This is a genomic window from Streptomyces sp. NPDC057438, from assembly GCF_042802995.1.
GTDB lineage: Bacteria > Actinomycetota > Actinomycetes > Streptomycetales > Streptomycetaceae > Streptomyces.
The window spans coordinates 1-9,731 of record NZ_JBHVDD010000157.1; the positions used below are offsets into that span (position 1 = coordinate 1).

Below are 9,731 nucleotides of genomic sequence, written 5' to 3' on the forward strand. Positions count from 1 at the left end.
GGCGGCCGTCGACGTTATCCCTCTGTGCGGGTGTTTCCTCGGGGGTCAGGCCACGGGCGTCTCTGCGGCGGACGCGGCCGGGGTGTCGCGCAGGCTGAGGCGCAGGTGTTCGACGTGGTGCAGGGCCTGTTCCAGGAGTTCGGCGACGTGGTCGTCGTAGAGCGCGTAGATGACCGAGCGTCCACGGCGCTCGCCGGTGACCAGGCCGAGGTTGCGCAGTAGACGCAGTTGATGGGAGCAGGCGGACTGCTCCATGCCGACGGCGTCGGCGAGTTCGGTCGCCGCGCACGGGCCCTCCTGGAGCCGGGCCAGGATGCGCAGCCGGGACGGGGTCGCGAGGGCCTGGAGTGTGGCGGCCACGTCGGCGGCGCCCACGGTCTCGAGGCGCTCGCGCGCTGTGGCGGCGGTCTTGGTGTCCATTCCGTGGCCCATGACGTCATCCTACGTAGCCGAGGCCCTCGATGCGTGAAGAGATGAACGTCTCTTCATGTGTTCCTGTATGGTGTGGAAAAGACGGTCAGAGCCGCACGCCTGCCCGTATGCCCGCATGCGTCCCTCGTGAAGGACCCCACGCCGATGACGACCACCCTCACTCCGTCCCCGGCCGGCCTTGCCGCGCCCGCTCGTGCGAGCTTGCCCCGGCGTCGCACCCGGATCTTCGCCCTGCCCGAGGCGCGCTGGGCCACCGCGGCGACCGTCTTATTCCTGCTGGCCCTGCCCCTGCAACTGGCCGGAGCCCCGGCCTGGTCATGGGGCCCGCTGTACGCGCTGTCGTACGCCACCGGAGGATGGGAGCCGGGCTGGGAGGGTTTGAAGGCACTCAGGGACAAGACGCTCGACGTCGACCTGCTGATGATCGTCGCCGCGCTCGGGGCGGCCTCGATCGGGCAGGTGATGGACGGCGCTCTCCTGATCGTCATCTTCGCTACGTCCGGAGCGCTGGAGGCGCTGGCCACGGCGCGCACCGCCGATTCGGTACGGGGTCTTTTGGACCTGGCCCCCGCAACGGCCGTACGGCTGACCGGCGACGGCGATGAACAGCCGGTCGCTGTCGAGGAGTTGGTGGTCGGCGACACGATTCTCGTACGTCCCGGGGAGCGCGTCGGTGCCGATGGGTGCGTCCTGGACGGGGCCAGTGACGTGGATCAGGCCACCATCACCGGTGAGCCGCTGCCGGTGACGAAGGAACCGGGCGACGAGGTGTTCGCGGGCACTCTCAACGGCACCGGCGCCCTGCGGATCCGCGTCGAGCGTGACGCGTCCGACTCCGTGATCGCGAGGATCGTGCGCATGGTGGAGGAGGCGTCCGAGACCAAGGCGCCCACCCAGCTCTTCATCGAGAAGGTCGAGCAGCGCTACTCGCTCGGCATGGTCGTGGCGACTCTCGCCGTGTTCCTCGTGCCGCTCGCCTTCGGCGCCGAACTCTCCGATGCGCTGCTGCGTGCCATGACCTTCATGATCGTGGCCTCGCCCTGCGCGGTGGTCCTGGCGACCATGCCGCCGCTCCTGTCCGCGATCGCCAATGCCGGGCGGCACGGTGTGCTGGTGAAGTCGGCCGTGGTGATGGAGCGGCTTGGACAGGTCGACGCGGTCGCGCTCGACAAGACGGGGACGCTGACCGAGGGCACCCCGCGCGTCACGGACATCCGGCCGCTGGCGGATTCCCCGTACAGCGAGAGCGAGTTGCTCGCCCTCGCGGCCGCCGCCGAGCACCCCAGCGAGCACCCGCTGGCCCGCGCGATCGTCGACGCGGCCCGCGAGCGCGGCCTCGATGTGCCGCAGGCGTTGGACTTCACGTCGGCACCGGGCGTCGGGGTGATGGCCGTGATCGACGGTCGCACGGTCGAGGTGGGCGCCCCCTCACGTCTCGCCCAGGGCGCCGGCCACCCGGCGTCCACCGTCGCCGAAGAGCTTGAGGAGTCAGGCCGTACCGCCGTCCTGGTCCTCGTCGACGCCACCCCGGCTGGGGTTTTCGGCCTCGCCGACCGGCTACGTCCCGACGCGGCCGCCACCGTCAAATCGCTTGCCGCCCTGACCGGCTCGGCGCCCGCGTTGCTGACCGGCGACAACCCGCGGGCCGCCACCCGCCTGGCCGCCGAGGCAGGAATCGAGGACGTACGGGCGGGGCTGCTGCCGCAGGACAAGGTCACCGCGGTCAAGGAGATGGAAGCCGCGGGCCGCAAGGTCCTCGTGATCGGCGACGGGGTCAACGACGCCCCGGCGCTGGCCGCCGCGCACACCGGCATCGCCATGGGGCGCGCGGGCTCCGACCTCGCCCTGGAGACCGCGGACGCCGTGATCGTCCGGGACGAACTCGCCACCGTCCCCGCCACGATCGCGCTCTCCCGCCGGGCCCGGCGGCTGGTCGTCCAGAACCTCGTCATCGCCGGGGTGTTCATCACCGCTCTCGTCGTCTGGGACCTGGCAGGCACGCTGCCGCTGCCGCTCGGCGTGCTGGGCCACGAGGGCTCCACCGTCATCGTCGGCCTCAACGGCCTGCGCCTGCTGCGCGACTCCGCCTGGCAGCGAGCCGCGGCCGAGGGCACCCGATGAGCCGCCGCCGCCCCCGGGAAACGGCGCCCACAGCACTCGCCGCCCGCTGCACGGTCACCGTCTGCCGGGGATGCTGCTGTGGTACGCCGAAGGTGCCCGGCGTGGACCACGCCGCCCAGCTGGCAGGACTGAAGAGCGAGTTGGGGCACATCGCCCAGGTACGGGCCGTGAACTGCCTGGACGCCTGCGAACAGGCCAACGTCGTCGTCATACAGCCCTCCTCCGCCGGTCGCGCCGCAGGCGGACGGCCTGTGTGGCTCGGCCTGGTCAACGACCCGGACGCGAGCGCCGACATCACCGCCTGGGTACGCGACGGCGGACCGGGACTCGCCGACCCGCCCGACATCCTGGACCTGTACGCCTTCCAGCCCTCCCGGCGCGTACGCCGCACGATCGACGGCTGACGACGGCTGGTGCGCCACCGACGGGCGCAGGTGATCGGCTACCTGACGTGCTTGTACCACCTGCCGCACTACGGCCCGGGGCGAGCCCTTGTCCTGACGCGTTACCACACGTCGACGGCCATCGCACAGGTTCTTCCCACCCTGGGCACAGTCGGTCCTCCTAGCTCCAGCGGGCGCTACGTTGGCGCGATTCCGAAGGCTGCGACGAGGCGGGGGCAAGGGGCAGGGTGAGCCAGCACAGTCACGAGCGAATACGGGATCGGGCCGACGGGGTCTGGCTGGTCACCCGGATCCTGGTCTACGTCGTGCTGGGCGGACTGGCTCTGGTGGCCATAGCCACGGTCACCTCGGTCCTCGGCCCGATGGTCGCCCTCGACCTCTACACCCCGGCCGTGGCCGCCTGGTGGACCGTCTTCACCGCGATCGTCGTCCAGGGCGTGCCGTTCCTGGTGCTCGGGACGCTGGTGTCGGCGACGATCGGCGCCTTCGTACCCGAGCGGGTCTTCACCCGGCTCCTGCCCCGCAACCCCGCCCTCGCCGTCCCCGTCGCGGGCGCGGCCGGTGCCGTACTGCCGGGCTGTGAGTGCGCGTCCGTTCCCGTGGCCGACAGCCTGATGCGGCGCGGAGTCGCGCCGGCCGCCGCCCTGGCCTTCCTCCTCTCAGCGCCCGCGATCAACCCGGTCGTGCTGATCGCCACTTCCATCGCCTTCCCGGGAAACCCGGCGATGGTCGCCGCCCGACTGATCGCCTCGCTCGCCACCGCCGTGGTGATGGGCTGGCTGTGGGTGCGGTTCGGGAAGGAGGAGTGGCTACGGCCCGCGAAGCGGCGTACTGCGGCGGAGGGCGGGCCGCGCTGGGTGGCCTTCGTCGGCGGGCTCCAGCACGACTTTCTGCACGCGGGCGGTTTCCTCGTCGTCGGCGCGGCGGCTGCGGCGACCTTCAACATCGTCGTGCCCCGATCCGTGCTCGACGTGTTCACCGGCTCGCCCTGGCTCTCCGTCCTCCTCCTCGCCGCACTCGCCGTCGTGCTGTGCGTGTGCAGCGAGGCGGACGCCTTCGTCGCCGCCTCGCTGAGCGGGTTCTCGCCGACGGCGCGGCTGGCGTTCATGGTGGTCGGGCCGATGGTCGACCTGAAGCTGATCGCCTTGCAGACGGGGACGTTCGGGAGGGCTTTCGCGGTGCGGTTCTCGGCCGCGACGTTTGTGGTCGCGCTGGTGAGCAGTGTGCTCGTGGGGTGGTGGTTGCTGTGAGGCGGTACGGTCCGGCGCTGGTCCTGATCTTGTGCGGCGCGGCGGTGCTGCGGATCTCGCTCTTCAGCGAGCTGTATCTGCGGTACGTGCAGCCGGGGTTGCGGCCCTATCTGATCGCCTCGGGCGCGCTGCTGCTGATGCTCGGGCTGGTGGCGGCGGTCGTGGTGGCACGGTCGAGCAGGGCCGACGTTGTGGACGAGGACGACGCGGAGCATTTGCACGACGAGGGGCATCACGACCACAGCCACGGCCCCCGCGTCGCCTGGCTGCTCACCGTCCCCGCTCTCGCCCTGCTCCTTTTCCCGCCGCCCGCCCTCGGCGCGTACAGCGCCGAACGCTCGGCGGCCGAGTACGCGGCCCAGGGCATCGGCAAGTTCCACGCTCTGCCGAAGGGCGACCCGGTCGACCTGACGCTCTCCGAGTTCACTTCCCGGGCCATGTACGACAGCGGCAGGACGATGAAGGGCCGCACGATCCGGATGACCGGCTTCGTCACCAAGGACGGCGACACCTGGTACGTGACCCGCCTGCTCATCTCCTGCTGTGCTGCCGACGCACGACCCGACAAGATCGAGATCCGCGGCGTCGACGCCCCTCCCACCGATGTCTGGGTGACGGTCACCGGAACGTGGCATCCCAAGGGCGAGCTCGGCTCGGAGGAGGCGTGGCCGCCGGTCCTCGACGGCACCTCCGTGAAACATGTGCGGCAACCGGAGAATCCGTACGAGAAGCGGTAGACCCGGGCTGACGGCACAGCCTGCGTCCTTTGGGAGGAAGGTGAGGAGGGCCGACGGTGCAAGGAGCGACTCGAGCCGGGACAGGCCCTGGCCTGGGGTTTGTGACCATGGGCCTGGCTTTCGTGCCGCTGCTCGCGGCGACGGCCGTACCCATGCCGGACGAGGGGATGAGCCGCTGGCTCCTCGCCGCCGTACGGCCGACGCTGGCCGCACTGCTGCTGGCCTTGGGCACGATGATCGCGTACCCCTTCGAGATGGACACCATCGTCCGGCTCTCGGGTGATCGCCTGGTGGCCACGCACTACGGGCTCTACAACACCATCTGCGGCGTCGGCATCACCCTGGGGAACTTGCTCACCGGCGCGGCCCTCGACTCCGCGCGGGCCGCCAGCATGTCCGCGTTGCCCTGGCTGGCGCTGCTCGTCCTGGGACTGGCCTGCGCCCGGTCCCTGTACGGGCTGCATCGGGCCGGTCGTCTGACGTATGTCGGAACCTGAGCGTCAGCCGGTTGTGGTCTGACCGAGAACCTGTCCTTGGGGTGAGGTGAGTGGTCAACGCCGCTCGCCTCACCCCGTGACTGTCCTGTGAAGCGTGGGAGCCGCTGGGGCTTGCCCTTGCCGTGCGGGCAGGGTCCTGGCTTCCGGTCATGAGGCCGGCTGAACCGCCCCGGGACAGTCCGGAGCCTCCATTCGACTCGGAACGGTTCATTCGCCGTCGCCGGAGCGGCCGTGTTGATCTACCGGTTGACGACACGCTCGGCCGGGTCGCCCCGTGACACGAAGCGACCTCACCGCCGCGGGCTCCCGGTACGTCAACCACAAGGTCCGCACGAAGGGCTCCGTAAACCAGTCGTGGCAGTCCCGGGCTTGGGAGCTGTACCACCTGGTCCCCGAGGTCCGGTTCGCCGCCACGTACATCGGCAACGCCATGGGCGGGGCGATTCTGTACGCCGGCCGACGCGCAGAGGACGGCACGATCGAGCCCGCCCCCAACAACCACCGCGCATCCGAGATCGTCAACCAGATAGCCGGAGGCCCTGACGGGCAGGGCAAGCTCCTCGGTGCGTTCGGCCGCCATCTGACCGTCCCCGGCGAGGGCTGGATCGTCATCCGCCCCAACAGTGAAGTCCTCAGCCCCGACTCCCCGGAGGACGGTCACGACTGGCGTGTGCTGTCCACGCGCGAGGTATGCCCGCAGCCCGGGAAGCTCGCTGCCGAGATCGACGGCGAGGACACCGAGATAGCCGCCGGCGACCCCGAAAGTCTCGACCCGGACGGGCCTGTTGCGATCCGCGTGTGGGAGTCGGACCCGGAGCGGGCCATCGAGGCCGACTCCCCGGTCCCGCTCCAGACTCGACCTGCTGGAGGAACTCCTCCAGCGCCCCCCGTTGGGTTTCCTCTGCTGACAGCTCTTACCTACGAAGGTGCTGACGAGGGATGCCAGCGGCACCTTGCTTGTTCCGGTGTCCCTTGGTTCAGCCCCTCCCTGCCGAAGAGTCGCGCCCAATTACCTTCCATTACGTGCGGGTTGTCATGCCGGGCACTTTGTGCCGGCGTGGCGAGCAGAAGTGTCTGAACGTCCCCTCCGGACCTCTGGGACTGGTTCCCACGACGCGGCTTCGCCCGCGTCCGCGCTCCGCTTGCTACTGACCTTGTCGGATTAGCTTCGGGTGCCGGGGGTGAGGGTCAGGCCGGTTTCGGTGAGGCAGCCGTCGATGAGTTCCGGGTGGCGCTGGATGTGGGCGAGGCCGCGGCGGAGGGTGCGGGTGAGGTGGTCGGGGTCGGTGAACGCGGTGTTGGCCATCGGGCCTCGCCGTAACAGGGACCAGACCCCTTCCACCGGGTTCAAGTCCGGACTGTAGGAGGGGAGCTGGACAATCGTGAGCCAGTCGTGGCCTGCGGCGTAGTCACGCAGGCCAGCGGTGCGATGGGTGTCTCACAGTTGTCCCAGACGACGATGACCGGCGCGCCGAGCTGCAGGTGCGCGCGGACCAGGAGGTCGCGGTAGTCCTGCCAGGCGAAGCTCTTGCGCGCACCCTTCAGAAGCGAGTGGAAACGGGGCCGGTAGATCATCCGGGACCTCTCGCCGGGCCGGTAGCAGCACATCGTGGCGACCGAGATCCGCCGCCGGGACCGGCCCCGCACTCTCACCACGGGAGTCTGTCCGCGCCGGCCCCAGGTGCGGGCGCGTGGCGGCGTCATCGCGAACCCGGCCTCGTCCTCGAAGACGATCCAGGCCCCGAGCGCCGCCGCGGTGCTTCCACCTGCGGCCACACGTCCTTCTTCCAGAGTTCGACCGCATGCTCGTCACGTTCCAGCGCACGGCGGGCCGGGCTCTGCCAGGACCAGCCGTGGCGGTGCAGGAGACGCCACACTCCCGCGATCGAGCAACTGACCTCGAACTGGCGGCCGATCAGCGTTCTGACACGCTCCAGAGTCCACCGCTGATCTTCCCAGCCATGCGCGGCCGGACCTTTGGCCAGCTCCTTCTCCAGCACGGCGAACCGCTCGTCCGACAGCTTCGGCAGTTTCGACGGTCCCTTCGACTTCAGACCCTCCATGCCGCCTTCACGCCAGTTGCGGCGCCATTGCTCCACTGAACGCTCGCTCACCCGCAGGTCCTTGGCGATGACCGAATTCCTGTCACCTCGAGCGAACCTCCGCCCGGCCTCCAGCCGGATCACCTCACGCGCAGCCCGCCGCTCAGCAGTCAGGCCCCCCACCATCCGCGTACCGCATAACACCGGCATACCGCAGGGATCACCCAACGTCACCACCCGAAGGCAACCCGAAAAGGTCAGTAGTACTCCAGCTGTAGATCGTGATCTTCATGTCTGCGTTGCGGCTTGTCGCCGGTAGTGGCTGGTCTGGGATCGGGCCTGATGGCGACGTCGCCAGTTGGACCAGGTGAGACGGTGGGCGGTGTTGTGGACGGACTGGACGACGATGGCGATGAACAGTCGCTGTACTTCGTTGCAGGACAGCGGGATCAGGTCGGCGGGGTCGGCGGCCCGGTCGTGTTCGTCGGCCCGGACGACGGCGAGGAAGGCATGGGCGAGCATCGCCAGAGTGACCCAGCGGGTCCAGGACACGAATCGTCGGACCTGATGCTCATCAAGTCCGGCCAGACCCTTTCCGGCCTGGAAGGTCTCCTCCACCCGCCACCTTGATCCGGCGACCCTGACCAGGGTGGTCAGCGGCACGGCCCCGGGCGAATAGCAGCGGTAGTAGGCGAGTTCGCCGGTGGCACGGTTGCGGCGGATCAGCAACTGACGGTGCCCGGCGCCGGGGTCGACGGTGTCGATGACGGCCCAGTCGTAAAACCGGTGCCCCTTCGCGCCGGCCCCGGCGGACAGCTTCTGCCAGGCCCGCCTGGGCAGCTTGCCGGCCAGGGCGTCTGCCCTGAACTTGCCTGCCTGGGTGGTGATTCCGGCTGAGCAGGCGACGGCGAGGACGTAGCCCATGCCGCGTGTTTCCAGTGCGGCCCGCAGTTTCGGGTTGCCGCCGTAGACCTCGTCCCCGGCCGCCCAGGCGGCGTGGTGCCCGGCGTCCAGGAACCGTTCGATCATCACGGCGGCCAGTTCCGGCTTGGTCGCGAAGGCCCGTTCCTCTGGGATGCCCGCGGCCTGGCAGCGGTCGGGATCGGTGGTCCACGCGCGCGGAACGTACAGCTCTCGGTCCACCGCGGCGTGCCCGCGGCTGCCGGCGTAGACGAGGTAGACGGCGACCTGGGAGTTCTCGATCCGGCCCGCGGTGCCGGTGTACTGCCGCTGGACCCCGACGGTGTGCGTGCCCTTCTTCACGTCGCCGGTCTCGTCGACGACCAGCACCGCCGCGTCATCACGCAGATGCTCGACCACGTAGTCACGGACGTCATCACGGACCGTGTCCGCATCCCAGGACGCCCGGGACAGCAAGTGCTGCAAACCGTGCGGAGTGGGATCCCCGGCCCACTCCGCGATCGTCCAGCAGTTCTTGCGCGGCAGGTCCGTCAGCAGACCGAGCACCAGCCACCCGGCCCGGCGCCGGGGTTCAACCCGTGCGAAGCGGCCCGCGATCCTGCCCATCAGGGCCTCGAACGCACCCCGCCAACGGGTGGGATCTATGCTGTGACCTGCGGCCACCGTCTCTTCGTCAGTCCACACAACTCACGATGATCAACGGTGGCCGCACCTGTGTCCGCACAGGCCCTGACCAGCGAGATCAGCTAGAATCGACTCAGGGGGCATCTCAAGGACGGAGATGACTCCATGCCCGCCATCCTCTTCGTCCGGATCACATCCGGACTCGATGCGCAGGAGTTCGAGCGGAGCCTGCTGGAGCGGCGGCCCCGCTTCCGTGACATACCCGGTCTCCTGCAGAAGGTCTACGGCCGCGACAGCGCAACCGGCGACGTGTGCGGCATCTACTTCTTCGAGAGCCGCGAGGCGCTCGACGCGTTCCGGGAGACCGAGCTCGCCCGCACAATCCCTGCCGCGTACGAAGCGGTAGAGGTCCGCCGCGAGGTGTACGAGGTGCTCTATTCGCTGCGCCCCGACCGGGGGCCCTTCGCCGAGTCCGGCCATCCGGCGGACACGACGGCGTGACCCGCCGACGACTGGCGCGACCGCACCAGACCGAGCCAGCCCGTGCCGGCCACTACCAGCGCCAAGCAGCCCAACAACGCAAAGATCACGATCTACAGCTGGAGTATTAGCCCAACACGTTGCGGCAGTGCGCCCATGCCGACTCGGACAGCAGTGGGCGCCACCGGGCGAACAGGCTGAGCAGACTGGCGCCATGCTCCGT

At 69.7% G+C, this 9,731-nt stretch carries 9 protein-coding genes and 2 pseudogenes; 7 read left to right on the forward strand and 4 right to left on the reverse strand.

The window, feature by feature from the left end; genetic code table 11:
• Positions 1 to 45 precede the first annotated feature (45 nt).
• Positions 46 to 432 carry an ArsR/SmtB family transcription factor gene (locus ACFU5F_RS41265; protein WP_383898693.1) on the reverse strand — a complete coding sequence of 129 codons (387 nt, stop codon included), beginning with the start codon at positions 430 to 432 and terminating at the stop codon, positions 46 to 48.
• Between the two features lie 144 nt (positions 433 to 576).
• Between ACFU5F_RS41265 and ACFU5F_RS41270 the strand changes: the two genes are divergently transcribed.
• From ACFU5F_RS41270 to ACFU5F_RS41295, 6 genes and pseudogenes are all read left to right on the forward strand, one after another.
• Positions 577 to 2,553 (forward strand): heavy metal translocating P-type ATPase, encoded by a 1,977-nt coding sequence (locus tag ACFU5F_RS41270; RefSeq protein ID WP_383898695.1) that lies wholly within the window; start codon positions 577 to 579, stop codon positions 2,551 to 2,553.
• Positions 2,550 to 2,957, forward strand: a complete 408-nt coding sequence (locus ACFU5F_RS41275; RefSeq protein WP_383898697.1) for a (2Fe-2S) ferredoxin domain-containing protein — start codon at positions 2,550 to 2,552, stop codon at positions 2,955 to 2,957. The genes ACFU5F_RS41270 and ACFU5F_RS41275 overlap by 4 nt, the downstream gene beginning before the upstream one ends.
• 227 nt (positions 2,958 to 3,184) lie before the next feature.
• Positions 3,185 to 4,207, forward strand: a complete 1,023-nt coding sequence (locus ACFU5F_RS41280; RefSeq protein WP_383898698.1) for a permease — start codon at positions 3,185 to 3,187, stop codon at positions 4,205 to 4,207.
• Positions 4,204 to 4,944 (forward strand): TIGR03943 family putative permease subunit, encoded by a 741-nt coding sequence (locus ACFU5F_RS41285; RefSeq protein ID WP_383898700.1) that lies wholly within the window; start codon positions 4,204 to 4,206, stop codon positions 4,942 to 4,944. Before ACFU5F_RS41280 ends, ACFU5F_RS41285 begins: the two co-directional genes overlap by 4 nt.
• A gap of 57 nt (positions 4,945 to 5,001) precedes the next feature.
• A pseudogene (locus tag ACFU5F_RS41290) lies at positions 5,002 to 5,441 on the forward strand (MFS transporter); the annotation flags it as partial.
• A 274-nt stretch (positions 5,442 to 5,715) separates the two neighbouring features.
• Entirely contained in the window at positions 5,716 to 6,519 is an 804-nt protein-coding gene (locus tag ACFU5F_RS41295) for a hypothetical protein (protein WP_383898702.1), read from the forward strand.
• 84 nt (positions 6,520 to 6,603) lie between these two features.
• Here ACFU5F_RS41295 and ACFU5F_RS41300 read toward each other — a convergent pair.
• From ACFU5F_RS41300 to ACFU5F_RS41310, 3 genes and pseudogenes are all read right to left on the reverse strand, one after another.
• Positions 6,604 to 7,145, reverse strand: a pseudogene (locus ACFU5F_RS41300) (transposase).
• Positions 7,142 to 7,669: a winged helix-turn-helix domain-containing protein gene (locus tag ACFU5F_RS41305; RefSeq protein WP_383898704.1), complete on the reverse strand. Its 528-nt coding sequence runs from the start codon at positions 7,667 to 7,669 to the stop codon at positions 7,142 to 7,144. Before ACFU5F_RS41305 ends, ACFU5F_RS41300 begins: the two are co-directional and overlap by 4 nt.
• Before the next feature lie 102 nt (positions 7,670 to 7,771).
• A complete protein-coding gene (locus ACFU5F_RS41310; RefSeq protein WP_383898705.1) occupies positions 7,772 to 9,010 on the reverse strand; it encodes an IS701 family transposase in 1,239 nt (412 codons plus the stop codon).
• A 183-nt stretch (positions 9,011 to 9,193) separates the two neighbouring features.
• Between ACFU5F_RS41310 and ACFU5F_RS41315 the strand changes: the two genes are divergently transcribed.
• A complete protein-coding gene (locus ACFU5F_RS41315) occupies positions 9,194 to 9,529 on the forward strand; it encodes a YdhR family protein (RefSeq protein WP_383898707.1) in 336 nt (111 codons plus the stop codon).
• Positions 9,530 to 9,731: the final 202 nt, after the last annotated feature.

Bases quoted from the DNA above. Each gene is read 5' to 3' on its own strand.
- ACFU5F_RS41265 (WP_383898693.1), bottom strand. From the start codon at position 432: ATGGGCCACGGAATGGACACCAAGACCGCCGCCACAGCGCGCGAGCGC.
- ACFU5F_RS41305 (WP_383898704.1), bottom strand. From the start codon at position 7,669: ATGGTGGGGGGCCTGACTGCTGAGCGGCGGGCTGCGCGTGAGGTGATC.
- ACFU5F_RS41315 (WP_383898707.1), top strand. From the start codon at position 9,194: ATGCCCGCCATCCTCTTCGTCCGGATCACATCCGGACTCGATGCGCAG.
- ACFU5F_RS41310 (WP_383898705.1), bottom strand. From the start codon at position 9,010: ATGGGCAGGATCGCGGGCCGCTTCGCACGGGTTGAACCCCGGCGCCGG.
- ACFU5F_RS41275 (WP_383898697.1), top strand. From the start codon at position 2,550: ATGAGCCGCCGCCGCCCCCGGGAAACGGCGCCCACAGCACTCGCCGCC.
- ACFU5F_RS41270 (WP_383898695.1), top strand. From the start codon at position 577: ATGACGACCACCCTCACTCCGTCCCCGGCCGGCCTTGCCGCGCCCGCT.